Source organism: Pseudomonas sp. KB_12 (genome assembly GCF_052114545.1).
Classification (GTDB): Bacteria; Pseudomonadota; Gammaproteobacteria; order Pseudomonadales; family Pseudomonadaceae; genus Aquipseudomonas; species Aquipseudomonas brassicacearum.
Map to the genome: position 1 here is coordinate 39,493 of NZ_JBFREY010000028.1, position 17,238 is coordinate 56,730.

General features: G+C 61.9%; 16 protein-coding genes and 1 pseudogene. 8 read left to right on the plus strand and 9 right to left on the minus strand.

What is annotated here, in order from left to right:
- Window positions 1–162: 162 nt before the first annotated feature.
- From AB4Z20_RS20870 to AB4Z20_RS20895, 6 genes and pseudogenes are all read left to right on the plus strand, one after another.
- Window positions 163–1,320: a D-alanyl-D-alanine carboxypeptidase family protein gene (locus AB4Z20_RS20870; RefSeq protein ID WP_214512948.1), complete on the plus strand. Its 1,158-nt coding sequence runs from the start codon at window positions 163–165 to the stop codon at window positions 1,318–1,320.
- 81 nt (window positions 1,321–1,401) lie between these two features.
- Window positions 1,402–1,677, plus strand: coding sequence for a DUF493 domain-containing protein (locus AB4Z20_RS20875; protein WP_003185772.1), 276 nt, complete (start codon window positions 1,402–1,404; stop codon window positions 1,675–1,677).
- On the plus strand, window positions 1,677–2,324 hold the full coding sequence (lipB, locus tag AB4Z20_RS20880) for a lipoyl(octanoyl) transferase LipB (protein WP_003205887.1): 648 nt from the start codon (window positions 1,677–1,679) through the stop codon (window positions 2,322–2,324). The genes AB4Z20_RS20875 and lipB overlap by 1 nt, the downstream gene beginning before the upstream one ends.
- Window position 2,325: 1 nt before the next feature.
- Complete coding sequence (lipA, locus tag AB4Z20_RS20885) at window positions 2,326–3,348, plus strand: lipoyl synthase (RefSeq protein WP_003205886.1); 1,023 nt, start codon at window positions 2,326–2,328, stop codon at window positions 3,346–3,348.
- Between the two features lie 224 nt (window positions 3,349–3,572).
- Window positions 3,573–3,662, plus strand: a pseudogene (locus AB4Z20_RS20890) (nucleoid-structuring protein H-NS); the annotation flags it as partial.
- Window positions 3,663–4,341: 679 nt separating this feature from the next.
- A complete protein-coding gene (locus tag AB4Z20_RS20895) occupies window positions 4,342–5,274 on the plus strand; it encodes a S66 peptidase family protein (protein ID WP_442090520.1) in 933 nt (310 codons plus the stop codon).
- Window positions 5,275–5,380: 106 nt separating this feature from the next.
- Here the strand turns inward: AB4Z20_RS20895 and AB4Z20_RS20900 are convergent, their stop codons facing one another.
- The 5 genes from AB4Z20_RS20900 to leuS form a co-directional block, all read right to left on the minus strand.
- A complete protein-coding gene (locus tag AB4Z20_RS20900) occupies window positions 5,381–6,703 on the minus strand; it encodes a lytic murein transglycosylase (protein ID WP_442090521.1) in 1,323 nt (440 codons plus the stop codon).
- Between the two features lie 72 nt (window positions 6,704–6,775).
- Complete coding sequence (gene arfA / locus AB4Z20_RS20905; RefSeq protein WP_003205882.1) at window positions 6,776–6,940, minus strand: alternative ribosome rescue factor ArfA; 165 nt, start codon at window positions 6,938–6,940, stop codon at window positions 6,776–6,778.
- Window positions 6,941–7,230: 290 nt separating this feature from the next.
- A complete protein-coding gene (holA, locus tag AB4Z20_RS20910) occupies window positions 7,231–8,268 on the minus strand; it encodes a DNA polymerase III subunit delta (RefSeq protein WP_442090522.1) in 1,038 nt (345 codons plus the stop codon).
- 39 nt (window positions 8,269–8,307) lie between these two features.
- Window positions 8,308–8,913: an LPS-assembly lipoprotein LptE gene (locus tag AB4Z20_RS20915; RefSeq protein ID WP_320389496.1), complete on the minus strand. Its 606-nt coding sequence runs from the start codon at window positions 8,911–8,913 to the stop codon at window positions 8,308–8,310.
- Between the two features lie 89 nt (window positions 8,914–9,002).
- Complete coding sequence (leuS, locus tag AB4Z20_RS20920; protein WP_320389495.1) at window positions 9,003–11,609, minus strand: leucine--tRNA ligase; 2,607 nt, start codon at window positions 11,607–11,609, stop codon at window positions 9,003–9,005.
- A gap of 303 nt (window positions 11,610–11,912) precedes the next feature.
- Here leuS and AB4Z20_RS20925 point away from each other — a divergent pair, with 303 nt between their 5' ends.
- Both AB4Z20_RS20925 and AB4Z20_RS20930 read left to right on the plus strand, forming a co-directional pair.
- Window positions 11,913–12,233, plus strand: a complete 321-nt coding sequence (locus AB4Z20_RS20925; RefSeq protein WP_253469640.1) for a hypothetical protein — start codon at window positions 11,913–11,915, stop codon at window positions 12,231–12,233.
- 102 nt (window positions 12,234–12,335) lie between these two features.
- Entirely contained in the window at window positions 12,336–13,097 is a 762-nt protein-coding gene (locus AB4Z20_RS20930) for a YdcF family protein (RefSeq protein WP_442090523.1), read from the plus strand.
- Between the two features lie 177 nt (window positions 13,098–13,274).
- On the opposite strand, the gene lnt is transcribed toward AB4Z20_RS20930, so the two are convergent.
- The 4 genes from lnt to AB4Z20_RS20950 are packed head-to-tail and all read right to left on the minus strand — an operon-like array spanning window position 13,275 to window position 17,167.
- A complete protein-coding gene (lnt, locus tag AB4Z20_RS20935; RefSeq protein ID WP_442090524.1) occupies window positions 13,275–14,798 on the minus strand; it encodes an apolipoprotein N-acyltransferase in 1,524 nt (507 codons plus the stop codon).
- 27 nt (window positions 14,799–14,825) lie between these two features.
- Window positions 14,826–15,665 (minus strand): HlyC/CorC family transporter, encoded by an 840-nt coding sequence (locus tag AB4Z20_RS20940; protein WP_253469634.1) that lies wholly within the window; start codon window positions 15,663–15,665, stop codon window positions 14,826–14,828.
- Window positions 15,666–15,705: 40 nt separating this feature from the next.
- Window positions 15,706–16,164: an rRNA maturation RNase YbeY gene (gene ybeY / locus AB4Z20_RS20945; RefSeq protein WP_003205868.1), complete on the minus strand. Its 459-nt coding sequence runs from the start codon at window positions 16,162–16,164 to the stop codon at window positions 15,706–15,708.
- Window positions 16,157–17,167: a PhoH family protein gene (locus tag AB4Z20_RS20950; protein WP_442090525.1), complete on the minus strand. Its 1,011-nt coding sequence runs from the start codon at window positions 17,165–17,167 to the stop codon at window positions 16,157–16,159. The genes ybeY and AB4Z20_RS20950 overlap by 8 nt, the downstream gene beginning before the upstream one ends.
- Window positions 17,168–17,238 lie beyond the last annotated feature (71 nt).

The window sequence follows — 17,238 nt, forward strand, 5'->3', positions numbered from 1 at the left end:
GAGGCCCGCTTGCGGTTGGAGCGGGTCAGGTTGTTGGCTCCATGAATAATAAAAGCCCGGCAAGGGTTGTGAGTGAGCAACTTAAATACGCGGCGACCCGTTAGAAGGTTGCCTGTTTTAGTTTTGCCTTCGGGCAGTCCCATTAGCGATTTCGAGAGACGGATGAACATCACCACCTTTGCCAAACGCCTTTGCCTGCTAGTCCCGCTGCTTCTCTCCCCAGCCGCGTTCGCGGTCGAGATGATGCCTGCGCCTCCTCAATTGGCCGCCAAATCCTTTGTGCTCATGGATGCCAGCAGCGGCGAGGTCCTGGTAGAGAACAACGGTGACCAGCGCCTGCCACCGGCCAGCCTGACCAAGCTGATGACCGCCTACATCGCCACCCTGGAAATTCGTCGCGGCCAGATCGGTGAAAACGATCCGGTGACCGTCAGCGAAAACGCCTGGCGTACCGGCGGTTCGCGGATGTTCATCAAGGTCGGTTCGCAAGTGACCGTCAGCGACCTGCTGCACGGCATCATCATCCAGTCCGGCAACGACGCCAGCGTCGCCCTGTCCGAGCACATCGCCGGCAGCGAAGATGCGTTCGCCGACATGATGAACAAAACCGTGGCCGACCTGGGCATGACCAACAGCCACTTCATGAACCCTACCGGTCTGCCGAACCCTGAGCACTACTCGTCGGCTCACGACATGGCGCTGTTGGCACGGGCGATCATTCACGAAGACCCGGCGCACTATGCCATCTACTCCCAGAAGGAATTCTTCTGGAACGGCATCAAGCAGCCTAACCGCAACCTGCTGCTGTGGCGCGACAAGACCGTCGATGGCCTGAAGACCGGCCACACCGACGAGGCCGGCTACTGCATGGTGTCCTCGGCTGTCCGTGAAGGCATGCGCCTGATCGCCGTCGTCTTCGGCACCAGCAGCGAAGTGGCCCGGGCCGCTGAAACCCAGAAGCTGCTGACCTACGGTTTCCGCTTCTTCGAAACCCAGACCTTCTACCAGAAGGGCACCGAACTGGCCCAGGCCCAGGTCTGGAAAGGCACCACCAATCAAGTGAAGGCCGGTCTGGCCCAAGACCTGACCATGACCTTGCCTAAAGGCCAGCTCAAGAAGCTCGCTGCCAGCATGACCATGAACCCGCAACTGACCGCTCCCATCGCCAAGGGCGACGTGATCGGTAAAGTCGAAGTCAAACTGGACGACAAAGTGGTGCACAGCGCCGACCTGATCGCTCTGGACGCGGTCGAGGAAGGTGGTATCTTCCGCCGCATGTGGGATAGCATCCGTCTATTCTTCTACGGCTTGTTCAACTGATTGAAGTGTTGACCTGCATGGCCTCGTTCCCATCCGGAGCGGGGCCATGTGCGTTACCACGGCTTACGAGGCCGTTACCCCATGACAGACTCTGAAGTAAAAGCGCCAAAGATCGAATTCCCCTGCGCGGATTATCCGATCAAGGTCATCGGCGACACCGGTGTGGGTTTCAAGGATCGGATCATTGCGATCCTTGAAAAACATGCCACCGTTGACCACAAGACCCTGGCCGAGCGCCAGAGTACCAACGGCAAGTACACGACGATCCAGTTGCACATCATTGCCACCGGCCAGGAACAGCTCTACGACATCAACAGCGAGCTGCGTGCGACCGGTTTCGTGCACATGGTGTTGTGATGCCGGGCACGCTGGGCTTTCGCGAGCTGGGCACGATGGCTTACGAGCCGGTCTGGCATGCCATGCAACGCTTCACGAACGAACGCGGCACCACCGCCGACGATGAAGTCTGGCTGGTGGAACACCCACCGGTGTTCACCCAGGGCCAGGCCGGCAAGGCCGAGCACCTGTTGCTGCCGGGGGATATCCCGGTGGTGAAGGTCGACCGGGGCGGGCAGGTGACCTACCATGGCCCTGGCCAACTGGTCGCCTACCTGTTGCTGGATGTGCGCAAGCTGGGGTTTGGCGTGCGCGAGCTGGTCACCCGCATGGAGACATGCCTGATCGAGCTGCTGGCCAGCTACGGTGTGACGGCGGCGGCCAAGCCGGATGCGCCGGGCGTCTATGTCGACGGGGCGAAGATCGCCTCCTTGGGATTGCGAATCCGCCACGGCTGTTCGTTTCATGGCCTGGCGCTGAACGTGGACATGGACCTTGCGCCATTTCGACGGATTAATCCCTGTGGCTACGCGGGACTGGCGATGACCCAGTTGAGCGAGCATGCAGGATCGATTGAATTTGCCGAGGTAAGTGCCCGGCTGCGCGCGCAGCTCGTCAAACACCTCGACTATGCTGAGCAGACGACCCTCACGGGCGGAATCGACTGATATGACTACTGATGCAGTGCAAACCATTATCCCGACGCAGGACGTCACCGAGCGTCCGGCCCCACGTGCCAAGGTAGAGGCCGGCGTCAAGCTGCGCGGCGCCGAGAAGGTTGCACGCATCCCGGTCAAGATCATCCCGACCACCGAATTGCCGAAGAAGCCTGACTGGATCCGCGTGCGCATCCCGGTGTCCCCGGAAGTCGACCGGATCAAGGCCCTGCTGCGCAAGCACAAGCTGCACAGCGTCTGCGAAGAAGCCTCCTGCCCGAACCTGGGCGAGTGCTTCTCCGGCGGCACTGCCACGTTCATGATCATGGGCGACATCTGCACCCGTCGCTGCCCATTCTGTGACGTCGGCCACGGCCGTCCGAAACCATTGGACACCAACGAGCCGGAAAGCCTGGCCATCGCTATCGCCGACCTGAAGCTCAAGTACGTGGTCATCACCTCGGTGGACCGTGACGACCTGCGTGACGGCGGTGCCCAGCACTTTGCCGACTGCATCCGCGAGATCCGCAAGCTGTCGCCGAACGTCCAGCTGGAAACCCTGGTGCCCGATTACCGTGGCCGCATGGACATCGCCCTGGAAATCACCGCCGCCGAGCCACCGGATGTGTTCAACCACAACCTGGAAACCGTGCCGCGCCTGTACAAGGCCGCGCGTCCGGGTTCGGATTACCAGTGGTCGTTGACCTTGCTGCAACGCTTCAAGCAGATGATGCCGCACATTCCGACCAAGTCTGGCTTGATGCTGGGCCTGGGTGAAACTGACGAGGAAGTCATCGAGGTCATGAAGCGCATGCGTGAGCATGACATCGACATGCTGACCTTGGGCCAGTACCTGCAGCCTTCGCGTAGTCACCTGCCGGTGCAGCGTTTTGTGCATCCGGATACCTTTGCCTGGTTTGCAGAGGAAGGGTACAAGATGGGCTTCAAGAACGTGGCTTCGGGGCCGTTGGTGCGGTCTTCGTATCATGCGGATGAGCAGGCTAAGTTGGTCAAGGCTGAGCTGCTCGGGTCCTGATTTTTTAGCGTTGGTTTTGGGGTGGTGTGTATATCCGTTTTTGCGTAACGGCGGCTTATGGTTCCGCTCTTACAGCGGGTCACTTTTGGAAGAGCGCCAAAAGTAACCAAAAGCGCTTTGCCCCACCACTCGGTGCCTCGCCTAGGCTCGGCATGCCTTCACTCCGGCATTGGTTCGTGGGCCGCCGCGAAGGGCCATCCATGGCCCAGCGCGGCTAACCCGGCATCCATGCCGGGTTGCCCACGAACCAATGCCTGCGTTCAGCCATCGTGGTTAACGGGGCACCCGAGATCAACGTCCTCCCCGAGGCGGCCTTAGAGCCGACCTGGTTCTCCCGGTCGTGCTCCGATCCAATTGTGGGAGCGAGCTTGTTCGCGATGGCGATGTGTCAGTTTGCGGTGATGTTGGATGTGCCGACCTCATCGCGAGCAGGCTCGCTCCCACAGGGTTTTGCGGTGTATATGGGTTTTGTGACTGCTGAAGATCCAATGTGGGAGCGAGCCCGCTCGCGAAGGCGATGTCACAGTCAATGAAGATGTTGGATCTGCTGGCCTCATCGCGAGCAAGCTCGCTCCCACAAAGGGGATCTGCGGTGTATATGGGTTTTGTGGCTGTTGAAGATCCAATGTGGGAGCGAGCTTGCTCGCGATAGCGGTGGTGCAGCTACATAAATGCTGGATGTGCCGCGCTTTGGCTTTTGATCTTGGACGCCCCGTTAAACCACGCTGGCCGAACGCAGGCATTGTGGAGTGGGCATCCCGGCATGGATGCCGGGATAGCCGCGCTGGGCCATGGATGGCCCTTCGCGGTGGGCCCACGGAGCAATGCCGGAGTGAGGGCATGCCGAGCCTAGGCGAGGCACCGAGTGGTGGGGCAGAGCGTTTTTGGTTACTTTTGGCGCTCTTTCCAAAAGTGACCCGCTGTAAGAGCGGAACCGCCAGCCGCCGTTACAAAAAAAACGGATATACACACGATCAAAAAACCGGGAACCCCATGGCCCTAACCCCACACCACCCCGTCCCAGCCCTCCCTCAAGAAGGCCTGATCGCAGTGATCGCCCCCGCCGGTCCCGCCCCCCTGGACACGGAAAAAGCCATCCAATGGATGCGAGCCCGGGGCCATGAGCTGCGAATATTCCCAGGCGTCTATGAAAAGAACGACTACCTGGCCGGCAGCGACGAGACAAGGCTCAACGACCTGCACACCGCCTTCGCCGACCCAGAAGTCAAAGCCATCATCTGCCTACGCGGCGGCTACGGCACCCCCCGTCTACTCGATCGTATCGATTTCGAGCTCTTGAAACGCAACCCCAAACCATTCGTAGGCTACAGCGACATCACCGCCCTGCACCTGGCCATCAGCCGCTACGCAGGCTTCGTGACCTTCCACGGGCCGTTGCTCAACGCCGATCTGCTGGGCGACAAGGAACCCCCAACCGTCACCTCGTTTTTCAGCCTGCTGCATGGACAGTTGAAGTCCGGCAGCACGCTGAACCACCCCGCCGCCTACCCATTGACCACCGTCGAGCCAGGCATCGCCCACGGGCGTCTGCTGGGCGGCAATCTGTCGATGATTGCCGCGACCATGGGCACGCCTTATCAGATCGACGCCGAAGGGGTGATCCTGTTCATCGAAGACGTCAACGAGCCGCTGTACCGCATCGACCGACTGCTGACGCAACTGCGGTTGGCCGGCACGTTGCACCAGCTACGCGGCGTTTTGGTGGGGGATGTGGCCGGGGTCGACGTCGAGGCGTTGAACCGCTTGCTCAAGCAGACCTTCGAGCCATTGCGCATCCCGGTGCTGTCCGGCTGGCGCAGCGGGCACTGCGATCCGAACCTGACCTTGCCCATGGGGGCGTTGGTGAGATTGGATGCGGGGGAGAAGAGGTTGGTGCTGGAGCAGGATGTGGTGGTCGGTCGCTAGTCGTGTAGCGTCTGTCACTCAGTCATCGCGAGCAAGCTCGCTCCCACAGGTTGATCGAATGTGGGAGCGAGCCTGCTCGCGATAGCGGTAGCCGCCAGAACCCAATTCAGCGGCTACGCAACGCCTCCAGCAACTGGTGCGTCGGATACCCATCCGCCGGCCAGCCGAAGAACTGCTGGGCGCTGCGGATGGCCTTGCGAGTGTTGGCGCCGATGATGCCGTCGGGGTTGCCCGCGTCGTAGTTGTGCTTGCCCAGCAGGGTTTGCAGCTCGATGCGTTCGCTGCGGCTCAGGGGCAGGTCTTCCTTGGGCCACTGGCCATAGACCAGCCCGCCGTCGGTGAAGCGCTTTGACAACAACCCGACCGCCAAGGCATAGGACGACGAGTTGTTGTACTTGAGGATGGCGCGGAAGTTATCGAAGATCAGGAACGCCGGGCCGCGATGGCCGGCCGGCAGGAGCAGGGACGCCGACAGCTGTTTGTCATCCGGGGTTATTGGCAGGCCACCATACTCTGAAACCCCCAGTCGCTCCCATTCAGCAACAGGCTTGCGGATCGTGCCATCGGCCAGTGTGTAGTCGAAGCCCTCTGGGAGATCGACCTCGAACCCCCACGGCTGGCCACGCTGCCAGCCGGAGCTTTGCAGGTAGTGGGCGGTCGAGGCCAGGGCGTCGGTGGAGCTGCCCCAGATGTCGCGGCGACCGTCGCCGTCGAAATCCACTGCATGGGTGTTGTACGTGGTGGGAATGAACTGGGTCTGGCCCATGGCGCCGGCCCAGGAACCGAGCATTTTTTCCGGTGTGATATCGCCCTGTTGCAGGATTTGCAGCGCGGCGATCAGTTGTGCATGGGCAAAACCCGGGCGCCGTCCTTCGTAGGCCAGGGTCGCCAGTGAGTTGATCACCGACTTGCTGCCTTGGAACTGGCCGAAGTTGCTCTCCATGCCCCACACCGCTACCAGCGCTTCGCGATCGACGCCATAACGCTGCTCGATGCTTTGCAGGACCTGGGCGTTCTGTTGGATCAGGCTCTTGCCTTTGTTGACCCGCAGTGGTGACAGCGCGCCATCGAGGTATTCCCACACGGGACGGGTGAATTCCGGCTGGCTGCGGTCGGCCTTGATCACGCTCATGTCCGGGCTGACGCCGACAAACGCACGGTCGAACAAATCGGCGCGGATCCCGGCGGCCAGGGCTTCCTTGCGAAACCCGGACTGCCATTGCGCGAAGGTCTGGGTAGGCGCAATGGCCAGGTCATCACCGGTGGGCACCACAGGCGGCACGATGGCCGGAGCGGTCACGGCGGGAGCGGTCTGGAGCGGTTGGGCGTCGGCGGCGGTAGGTTTTTCGGCGCAGGCGACAAGCAGGACAACGCTTGCGGCAACAATCATTTGGCGCAGTGGCCAACGATGGGAAAGACAGAAGGGCATGCACGGGTCCAGAAATACAAATCAGGTGCTGACCTTAACATGCGAAAGGGGCGTAGGGCTTGTCCGGTTGTTTCAAGCGGCCAGAAAGCAAGAAGCCTCCCAGTTGTCAGACTGGAAGGCTTCGCGGCGGTAGCTGCCTTTGCCCTTGGCGGGTCGTTCCTGGCGGCTGCGGAACAGGGGCTGGGCGACGATGGATTTGGCCTTGTTGGGGCCATGCTTGGATGGCTTTTTGCTCATGATGGGTACTCTCGTGGGGTGGTTTTTGCGGGGCAAATCATGGGACAGAGTTGGGTGGTTGTCCAGTCCCTGCATTGCGTAGGAAATTTCATCTGAGATGAAGCGCTTTTGTGGCGAGGGAGCTTGCTCCCGCTGGGCTGCGACTGTAGGAGCTGTCGAGCGCAGCGAGGCTGCGATCTTGTCCCAGGCAGTTGAGTCGCAAGCGAAAGATCAGGATCAAAAGATCGCAGCCTTCGGCAGCTCCTACACGCAGTCCAGCGGGAGCAAGCTCCCTCGCCACAGGTACTGTGTTATTCAGCGGGCAAAGGGAGTCGCTGCCCAGCCATCAACAGCGACAAGCGACTGAGGCTCATCCATGGTGAGCCAGCGGCCTGGCCCTTGATCTGCGCATCGATGCGCTGGGCTTCGAGCAGCAACTGCGCCCAACGCGACGCGGAATAACGTTGCAGGGCCTTGCTCATCAGCGGTTTGCGTTTGTCCCAGACGGGCGGGCGGGCCTGGCTGAAGGCCTTGTCCAGCGGTACGCCCTGGCTGTATTGCAGCGACAGGTTGGCCAGCAGGCGCAATTCCCGGGCCAGGGCCCAGAGGATCACCGGCGGCTCGACGCCTTCGCCCCGCAGGCCTTCGAGCATGCGCAGGGCATGGGCGGCCTCACCGTTGAGGATCGCATCGGTCAGCCCGAAGACATCGAAGCGCGCACTGTCGGCCACGGCAGCCTGCACCGTTTCCACGGTGATCTGCCCGCTCTCGGCCATCAGCTTGAGCTTCTCGATTTCCTGGGCGGCGGCCAGCAGGTTGCCTTCGACCCGGGCGGCAATCAGCTCCACTGCGTCCTGGCTGGCCGAGAGACCGGCTTGGGACAGGCGCTGGCGGATCCAACTGGGCAACTGGCTGACATCCACCGGCCAGATTTGCACGAACTGGGTCTGCGGGCCTTCGACCAGGGCCTTGCCCCATTTGGTCTTCTGCGCGCTGCCGTCGAGTTTCGGCAAGCTGATGAGCAGTACCGTGTCCTCGGCCGGGCGTGAGCAATATTCGATCAGCGCAGCGGTGCCTTTGTCACCGGGTTTGCCAGACGGCAAACGCAGTTCCAGCAGGCGTTTTTCGGCGAACAACGACATGCTCGCCCCGGCCTGCAGCAGCGTGCCCCAGTCGAAACTGGCGTCGGCGGCGAAGACCTGGCGTTCGTCGAAGCCTTGCTGGCGTGCAGCGGCGCGGATGGCGTCGGCGGCTTCCTGGCACAGCAGCGGGTCATCGCCACTGATGATGTAGACCGGCGCGAGGGCGCCTTGCAGGTGTTTGCCGAGTTGGGCGGGAGCGAGCTTCATAAGAGAAGGCGAGCGGGGCGCCGGAACGCCCCGCAAGGCTTATTCAGCCGGGATCTGCATCGGCGACTGTTGCGGGGTTTCCGCTTCAGCCTTGCGTGCCGCTTCCAGCGCATCGGCTTCGGCCTTGGCGCGGGCGTCGGCGGTCTGCTGCAGTTGCTCCAGTTGGGCCGGGTTCAACTGTTGCAGGCGCAACATCATGCGCTGTACGAGCTCACGACGCATTTCGCCGCGCACTTCGATGGACTCCTGGTCGGAGCCGGTGATGTTGTTGCCATCGTGCAGGTAGACCTTCTGCACCTGGAGCTTGTCATCCAGCAGCGACAGGTTGTTGTGGCCACGGATCTCATAGCTCAGCACGTTGGTCAGCTCGTATTCGGCCGAACGGCCGGCACCGGCATAGCTCAGGCTGCGCTGGCTTTGTTGTTCACTCGCCAACACCAGCTTGTACGGTGCACCGCTATAGACCTTGACGCCGCTGTTCTCCAGGGTCTGGCGCAGCATTTTCACGGTTTCGCCATAGGCGTCCCGTGCGCTGAGGTCCAGTTCCTTGATCGCCAGCTCGGTGGTGCCGGTGCCGCGCAGTTGGAAGCCGCAGGCGCTCAACAGGACCGCCAGGCCCACTACCAGCAGATTACGTTTGATCATCTTGTTGCTCCCCTTGAACCCTATGGGGGTCGATCATGCGACCCCGCAGGTTGTATTCGGCGCCAGGCTCAAGCCCGCGCCCGATCCAATTAGCTTGCGACGATGTTGACCAGCTTGCCGGGCACGACGATCACTTTGCGAATCGTCAGGCCATCGACGAAGCGCAGTACGTTTTCATTCGCCCGTGCAGCGGCTTCGACTTCTTCGCGAGTGGCGGCGGCCGGCATTTCGATCTGGCCGCGCAGCTTGCCGTTGACCTGGATGACCAGGGTCAGGCTGTCCTGCACCAGCGCGGTTTCGTCCACCAGCGGCCAGCGTGCGTCAATCACCGGATCGGCGTGACCCAGTTGATTCCACAGTTCGTGGCTGATGTGCGGGGTGATCGGCGCGAGCAGCAACGTCACGGCTTCCAGGCCTTCGTGAACCAGAGCGCGATCCTGCTCGGTGCCTTGCGCAGCTTTTTCCAGCACGTTCATCAGCGTCATCACCTGGGCGATGGCGGTGTTGAATTTGTGGTTCTGGCCGACGTCATGGCTGGCCTGCTTGATGGCCAGGTGGATCGAGCGGCGAATGGCTTTCTGCTCGTCGTTCAGGCTGGCGACGTCCAGTTTGCCCGGCAGGCCCTGGGTGACGTGGGCTTGCGCCAGGCGCCAGACGCGCTTGAGGAAACGGTGCGAACCCTCGACGCCCGAATCGGACCACTCTGCGCTCATGTCAGGTGGCGAGGCGAACATCATGAACAGGCGGCAGGTGTCTGCGCCGAACTGGTCGATCATCGACTGTGGGTCGACGCCGTTGTTCTTCGACTTGGCCATTTTCTCGGTGCCGCCGATTTCCACCGGCAGGCCGTCGGCGATCAGCTTGGCGCTGATGACCTTGGCCTTGCTGTCGCGTTCGAGCTCGACGTCGCTCGGGTTGAACCAGGTGTAGGCACCGTTGGCTTCGCGACGATAGTAAGTCTCGGCGATCACCATGCCTTGGGTCAGCAGGTTCTTGAATGGCTCGTTGGAGCTCACCAGGCCTTCGTCACGCATCAGCTTGTGGAAGAAGCGTGCGTAGAGCAGGTGGAGAATGGCGTGTTCGATGCCGCCGATGTACTGGTCCACTGGCAACCAGTGGTCAGCCGCGGATTTTTCCACCAGGCCGCCTTGATAGTGCGGCGAGGCGTAGCGCGCGTAGTACCAGGACGACTCGACGAAGGTGTCCATGGTGTCGGTTTCACGCTTGGCCGGTGCGCCGCATTTCGGGCAGCTGCACTCATAGAACTCGGGCATGCGCGCCAGGGGCGAACCGGCGCCGTCGGGTACGACGTCTTCCGGCAGGACCACGGGCAGTTGATCTTCCGGCACCGGTACGTCACCGCAGGTGTCGCAATGCACGATCGGGATCGGGCAGCCCCAGTAGCGTTGGCGGCTGATGCCCCAGTCCCGCAGGCGGAACTGGGTGCGCGAGGCACCGAGGTTCTTCTTGATCAGGGCGACTTCGATGGCATCGAACGCGCCAGGGAAATCCAGGCCGTTGAACTCACCGGAGTTGATCAGCTCGCCATGTTCGCCATAGGCGTCCTGCCAAGGTTCCGGGGTCTGGTCGCCGGCGCTGGTGCGCACCACGGCTTTGACCGGCAGGTTGTACTTGTGGGCGAATTCGAAATCGCGCTCGTCGTGGGCCGGCACTGCCATGACAGCGCCGTCGCCGTAGTGCATCAGCACGTAGTTGGCGACCCACACCGGCAGTTTCTCGCCGGTGAGCGGGTGCTCGACGAACAGCGAGGTTGGCAGGCCTTTCTTCTCCTGGGTGGCGACGTCGGCTTCGGCGACGCTGCCGCCCTTGCATTCGGCGATGAACGCCTGCAGCTCAGGGTTGTTCTGTGCCGCCAGGGTGGCCAGCGGATGCTCGGCGGCCACGGCCACATACGTGGCGCCCATCAGGGTGTCCGGGCGGGTGGTGAAGACTTTCAGGGTGCCGGCTTCGCCAATGGAGGCGACGTCGTAGGGGAACTGCACTTCCATGCCCCGGGACTTGCCGATCCAGTTGCGCTGCATGGTCTTGACCTGCTCGGGCCAGCCGGTCAGTTCGTCGAGGCTCTCCAGGAGCTCATCCGCGTAGGCGGTGATCTTGAAGTAGTACATCGGGATTTCGCGCTTTTCGATCAGCGCGCCCGAGCGCCAGCCGCGACCGTCGATCACTTGCTCGTTGGCCAGTACGGTCTGGTCCACCGGGTCCCAGTTCACGGTGCCGTTCTTGCGGTAGATCACGCCTTTTTCGAACAGGCGGGTGAACAGCCATTGTTCCCAGCGGTAGTAGTCGGGCTTGCAGGTGGTGACCTCGCGGGACCAATCCACCGCCAGGCCCAGGCTGCGCAGCTGGGTCTTCATGTAGGCGATGTTTTCGTAGGTCCACTTGGCGGGGGCCACGTTGTTCTTCATCGCGGCGTTTTCCGCCGGCATGCCGAAGGCGTCCCAACCCATGGGTTGCAGGACGTTCTTGCCTTGCATGCGCTGGTAGCGGGAGATCACGTCGCCGATGGTGTAGTTGCGCACGTGCCCCATGTGTAGCTTGCCGCTGGGGTAAGGGAACATCGACAGGCAGTAGAAAGTCTCCTTGCCTGGCTGTTCGCTGACTTCAAAGGACTTTTGCTCGTCCCAGAACGACTGGGCGGCGGCTTCGATCTCACGGGGCTGGTAGTGTTCGTGCATGGCTACTTTTGTACTGAATGGGGTGGCCCAATCCTCTTCGTTGCCATGCTGGACGCAGACGACGCCGAATGCGGCGTTTTCGATGCCCAGCCAAGCTGGAAGTGGAGTTACAGGAAGCGCCGTAGCATACATGACCGCGCTCTGCCGAGGGAAACCCTGATTGCTGCCGAACCACCGCCGAGCCATTGCCGATCATCGGCGATGACCCGTGTTCAGGGCCGTTGGTCGCGGCGCCCTGCCGGTTTGCCCAGCGAAGCTAAGCTTCTCAATGGGGAGTGAGTCTTATCTTCAATGAGGTGAGGGATGGTTGAATCACAACGAAAAGTCGCTACACCTGAGTTGTACGAAAAACTGATCGATCGTCTCGGGGTGGCCCTGGACGCTGCAAGAACCGCCGGTCGCTTGCGTGATGAACGCCCGGTAGAGCTGGAACTGCGAGGCTTGAGCCCCGCGGAGTTCGAACTGGTCGAGGCTTACCTCGAACAGGTCGGACATCAAACCTCCACCAGTGGGGCCCAGGTACTCAAGCGTCTCGATACGCCCCGTTCGGCCAAGGTTGTGTGGCTCAAGGACCGGACGCCTGATAAGGATGCTGTAAAGATCCGGTCGCTGCAGTTCAAGTAAAGCCGGATTCACGCGTGTCGCTTTTTTGGTTCAAGGCTTTTTCGAATCTGTTGTCGCTTTGCGTCAACCCACTTAGGCTTCGGGCATCTATGGAGATGCCCGATGCCGTTTCGCTATTTCATCAAACAACTTTTATTGCCGCCCGGCATTCTTTTGCTGCTGTTGGCGCTGGCCTGGTGGTGGCGCCAATCTCGGCCGCGCCTGGCCCGGCTGTGTTTCGCCGTGGGCCTGGGCGGGTTCTGGTTGATGAGCCTGCCGGTGGTGGTGCAGTGGACTGCCAAGGCATTGGAGCGTGAGCCGCCGCTGCTGCGCAGTGAATGGGCGACCCTGGCCCAGCGTGCCGACGCCATCGTGGTGCTGGGTTCCGGTCGCGAGCGCGGCGACCTGGCCTGGGGCGCCGACCAACCCACCGGTGTTGGCCTTGAGCGCCAGCGTTATGCGGCGCGGCTGGCCAAGGCGTCGGGCTTGCCCGTACTGACCACCGGTGGCTTGCACTACGGCACCCCACCCAGCGAGGCCAAGTTGATGGCCGACTCGATGCTGGATGATTTCGGCGTCAACGTGCGCTGGCAGGAGGGGCGTAGCCGCACCACCTGGGAAAACGCCCAGATGAGCGCCGGGATCCTGTTGCCGGAAGGCATCAAGCGGGTCGTGGTGATCACCCAGGCCTGGCACATGCCGCGGTCGGTCTGGAGTTTCGAGCGCGCGGGGTTTGAAGTGGTACCGGCGCCGGTGGGTTTCCTGGGGCAGGACAACGCCCGGCCGTTGGGCGGCTGGATGCCGGAGTTCAAGTCGATCTGGCAATCCGGGCAGTTGATGAATGAGGCGGCGGGGCTGGTGGGGTATGCGTTGTTCTACCGTTGAGCACTGTAACGGCAAGTGAAATTATCCCGCTGGAACGCACCTGTAGGAGCTGTCGAGCGGAGCGAGGCTGCGATCTTGTCCCAGACAATTGAGTCGGGAGTGAAAGATCAAGATCAAAAGATCGCAGCCTTCGGCAGCTCCTACAGAGTCCAGCAGGAGCGAGGATTATCGAAAACCTTAAACCGTCCTGGCCATCCGTCCCGTCATCAACGCCCAGCCCAGCAACAACACGCACAAGATGATCAGCGGCCACGAGCGCCATTGCAGGTAAGGCGTCAGGTCATGCATCGGCACCACTTCGCCGTAGAGGATGCCGCGCTCGAATTGCGGGATCTGTGCGGTGATCTGGCCGAAGGGGTTGATCAGCCCGGTCACGCCGTTGTTGGTGGCACGGATCATCCAGCGGCCGGCTTCCAGGGCACGCATCTGGGCCATCTGCAGGTGTTGCAGCGGGCCGATCGAAGTGCCGAACCAGGTGTCGTTGCTGATGGTCAGCAGCAGGTCGCTGCGCGCTGACAGGCTGGCGGCAAATTCCGGGTAGACCACTTCATAGCAGATGAACGGCGCGATCTGGTAACCCTTGGCTTGCAGCAGTGGCTGGTCGGCCGGGCCCCGGGCGAAGTCCGACATGGGCAGGTCGAAGAAGGCGATCAGGCCGCGCAGGATGTCCTGTAGCGGTACGTACTCGCCGAACGGCACGAGTTTTTGCTTCAAGTAAGTACCGTCACCTTCGCCGGTCACGGTGATGCCGTTGTAGTAACGCTTCTCGTGACGCACCAATTGGCGAATCGGTACGCCGGTAATCAACGCCGAATGCCGCTCGGCGGCGAAGCTGCCCATCATGTCCAGGTAACCCTGGGCAGATTCCTTGAGCACCGGTACTGCGGTCTCCGGCCAGATCAACAGGTCGACGCGCTTGGACGCAAAGCTCATGTCGCGGTACAGCGCCAACTGCGCGTTGAGCTGCTCGGGGTCCCACTTCATGCTTTGTTCGATGTTGCCCTGGATCGCCGCGACGCTCAGCGGGTCGCCCGAGGGGTTGGTCCAGGCATGGCCCTTGAGGGCCAGGCCGGCCACCCATGGGCCGATCAGCAGCACCACGCCCGCGGCGATAAAGCCCTTGCGCCCGGTGCGGATCAACCGCGGCGCGTTGTACAGCAGCGCGGCGGTCAAGGCCAGGGTGAAGGAAATCAGCCACATCCCGCCCAGCGGCGCGAGGCCGGCCAGCGGGCCGTTGAGCTGGCTGTAACCGGAATACAGCCAGGGGAACCCGGTGAGGAACCAGCCGCGGAAAGCTTCCTGGCCCAACCACAGCGCGGCGAACGCCAGGGCATCGGCCAGCGGCGCCTCGTTGCGGCGCAACCAGCGTGCCCACAGCCAGGCGGGCAGGGCGAAGAACCAGGCGATGGCGGCGATGAACAGCAGCATCAACAACCCGGCGAGCAGCACCGAGGCGCCGCCGAAGTTGTGGATACTGACGTAGATCCAACTAGTGCCGGCACCAAACAGGCCAAAACCGAAACACCAGCCTCGGCCCAGGGCCTGGCGTGGCGAGAGTTCGCGTAGCCCGGCGTAGAACAAGCCGACCGCCAGCAATGCCAGCGGCCAGAGGTCGAACGGCGCCAGGGCCAAGGTGGTGATCGCACCGGCCGCCATGGCCAGCAGGTTACCGGGCCAGCCGGGGCGGGTTATCCAGCGCATTTTTGTCCTTAGCGGGTCTCGCAGGGGTTATCGGCTAATGGGCGACAGGCGCAGCAAGTGAATCCGACGGCTGTCGGCATTCAGGATGCGGAAGCGCCAGGAGCCGATTTCCGTGGTTTCGTTGCGCTTGGGCAGATGCCCGAAAGCACTCATCACCAGGCCGCCGACGGTGTCGAACTCATCGTCGGAGAATTGGCTGTCGAAGAACTCGTTGAAGTTCTCGATCGGCGTCAGGGCCTTGATCAGGAAGTCGCCGCTGGGCAGGGGCTTGATGTAGCTGTCTTCCTCGACGTCGTGCTCGTCCTCGATGTCGCCGACGATCTGCTCGAGCACGTCTTCGATGGTGACCAGGCCGGCCACGCCGCCGTATTCGTCGATGACGATGGCCATGTGGTTGTGGTTGGCGCGAAATTCACGCAGCAGCACGTTCAGGCGCTTGGACTCGGGCACGAAGGTGGCCGGGCGCAACAGGTCCTTGATGTTGAAGCTGTCGCCGTTTTCCTGAAGGATCAGCGGCAGCAGGTCCTTGGCCAGCAGCACGCCCATGACGTCGTCATGGCTCTCGCCGACGACCGGATAGCGCGAGTGAGCGGAGTCGACCACGGCGGGCAAAAATTCGCGAGGGGTCTGGGTCGCCTTGATGCTGACCATCTGCGAGCGCGGGACCATGATGTCCCGGACTTGCAGGTCAGCGACCTGGATGGCGCCTTCGACGATGGCCAGCGCTTCGCTGTCCAGCAGTTTGTTCTGGTGTGCGTCGCGCAGCAGCTCCAGCAGCTCCTGGCGGTTTTTCGGCTCATGGGCAAAAGCCTGGGTGAGCTTGCCCAGCCATGACTTCTGCCCGTTGCTCGATCGATCTTCGCTCATAGCGATTACTCTGAATCCTTTGTCGTTACAGGTTGATGTATCAGTGTTCGTCGCCGGCGTAGGGGTCGGGATGACCCAGCTCTGCAAGCAACGTTCGTTCCAGTGCTTCCATTTCTTCGGCTTCGTCATCTTCTATATGGTCGTAACCCAGTAGATGCAAGCAGCCGTGAATCACCAGATGGGCCCAATGGGCCTCAGGGGTCTTGTCTTGTTCCGCCGCTTCACGCTCCACCACCGGGACGCAGATCACCAGGTCGCCCAGCAGTGGGATGTCGAGCAGTTCGTCGGGTACGTCGGCGGGGAACGACAGCACGTTGGTGGCGTAGTCTTTCTGCCGCCAGGTGTGGTTCAGTTCACGGCCTTCGGGTTCGTCCACCAGGCGGATCGTCAGCTCCGAGTCGGCACTGCGCTGGCGCAGGGCCAGTTCGCACCATTGGCGGAACTGGGCTTCGCTGGGGGCGGCGTGTTCGCAGGCCACTTGCAGGTCGAGTTCAAGCATTGTGACGATTGCCTTTGCTTTCGGCCGAGTCTTCATCGGCGCGATTCTCGAAGCGCTCGTAGGCTTCGACAATGCGTTGCACCAACGGATGGCGCACGACGTCCTTGGGCATGAAGTGCGTGAAGCTGATGCCCGGCACGTCCTTGAGGACCTGGATCACATGGTTCAGCCCGGACTTGGTGCCCTTGGGCAGGTCGACCTGGGTGATGTCCCCGGTAATGACGGCGGTGGAGCCGAAGCCGATCCGGGTCAGGAACATTTTCATCTGCTCGACCGTGGTGTTCTGGCTTTCGTCGAGGATGATGAAGCTGTTGTTCAGGGTACGACCGCGCATGTAGGCCAGCGGCGCGACCTCGATGACCTGGCGCTCGATCAGCTTGGCGACGTATTCGAAGCCGAGCATTTCATACAGCGCGTCATAGAGCGGGCGCAGATACGGGTCGATCTTCTGGGCCAGGTCGCCGGGCAGGAAGCCGAGTTTTTCACCCGCTTCGACCGCCGGGCGCACCAGCAGGATGCGCCGCACCTGTTCGCGTTCCAGTGCATCGACGGCGCAGGCCACGGCCAGGTAGGTCTTGCCGGTACCGGCCGGGCCGATGCCGAAGTTGATGTCGTTGCCCAGGATTTCCTTCACGTAGCGCTGCTGATTCAAGCCGCGCGGGCGAATCATGCCTTTTTTCGTGCGCAGGGCCACGGCAGGTTCCGACGGGGCGTGGTTGTTGAGTTCTTCGACAGCCGACTCCTGCAGGAACAGGTGGACCGTATCTGGCGACAGCTCGCTCCCCTTGGTTTCCCGGTAGAGACGGCGCAGCAGGTTTTCCGCGGAGGTGGTGTGCTTGGGTTCGCCGATCAGTTCGAACTGGTTTCCGCGGTTGCGGATCTCGATGGCCAGGCGCTGTTCGATCAAGCGCAGGTGCTCGTCGAATTGCCCGCACAGATTGGCGAAGCGGCGAGCCTCAAAGGGCTCGAGAATAAAGCGATGTGGTTCGATGGGTGCGTTCAAGGTCGTTTTTAGCCGCCCGGGGGCAATTAAGGTGAAATCAAGGATAACGCCAGTAGGCTGGGTGCGAAAGC

What these genes read in the sequence shown, in the direction of transcription:
- AB4Z20_RS20895 (WP_442090520.1), top strand. Translation starts at nt 4,342, where the DNA reads ATGGCCCTAACCCCACACCACCCCGTCCCAGCCCTCCCTCAAGAAGGC.
- AB4Z20_RS20870 (WP_214512948.1), top strand. Translation starts at nt 163, where the DNA reads ATGAACATCACCACCTTTGCCAAACGCCTTTGCCTGCTAGTCCCGCTG.
- holA (WP_442090522.1), bottom strand. Translation starts at nt 8,268, where the DNA reads ATGAAGCTCGCTCCCGCCCAACTCGGCAAACACCTGCAAGGCGCCCTC.
- AB4Z20_RS20925 (WP_253469640.1), top strand. Translation starts at nt 11,913, where the DNA reads ATGGTTGAATCACAACGAAAAGTCGCTACACCTGAGTTGTACGAAAAA.
- AB4Z20_RS20915 (WP_320389496.1), bottom strand. Translation starts at nt 8,913, where the DNA reads ATGATCAAACGTAATCTGCTGGTAGTGGGCCTGGCGGTCCTGTTGAGC.
- lnt (WP_442090524.1), bottom strand. Translation starts at nt 14,798, where the DNA reads ATGCGCTGGATAACCCGCCCCGGCTGGCCCGGTAACCTGCTGGCCATG.
- lipA (WP_003205886.1), top strand. Translation starts at nt 2,326, where the DNA reads ATGACTACTGATGCAGTGCAAACCATTATCCCGACGCAGGACGTCACC.
- AB4Z20_RS20940 (WP_253469634.1), bottom strand. Translation starts at nt 15,665, where the DNA reads ATGAGCGAAGATCGATCGAGCAACGGGCAGAAGTCATGGCTGGGCAAG.
- AB4Z20_RS20900 (WP_442090521.1), bottom strand. Translation starts at nt 6,703, where the DNA reads ATGCCCTTCTGTCTTTCCCATCGTTGGCCACTGCGCCAAATGATTGTT.
- AB4Z20_RS20875 (WP_003185772.1), top strand. Translation starts at nt 1,402, where the DNA reads ATGACAGACTCTGAAGTAAAAGCGCCAAAGATCGAATTCCCCTGCGCG.
- arfA (WP_003205882.1), bottom strand. Translation starts at nt 6,940, where the DNA reads ATGAGCAAAAAGCCATCCAAGCATGGCCCCAACAAGGCCAAATCCATC.
- ybeY (WP_003205868.1), bottom strand. Translation starts at nt 16,164, where the DNA reads ATGCTTGAACTCGACCTGCAAGTGGCCTGCGAACACGCCGCCCCCAGC.
- lipB (WP_003205887.1), top strand. Translation starts at nt 1,677, where the DNA reads ATGCCGGGCACGCTGGGCTTTCGCGAGCTGGGCACGATGGCTTACGAG.
- leuS (WP_320389495.1), bottom strand. Translation starts at nt 11,609, where the DNA reads ATGCACGAACACTACCAGCCCCGTGAGATCGAAGCCGCCGCCCAGTCG.
- AB4Z20_RS20930 (WP_442090523.1), top strand. Translation starts at nt 12,336, where the DNA reads ATGCCGTTTCGCTATTTCATCAAACAACTTTTATTGCCGCCCGGCATT.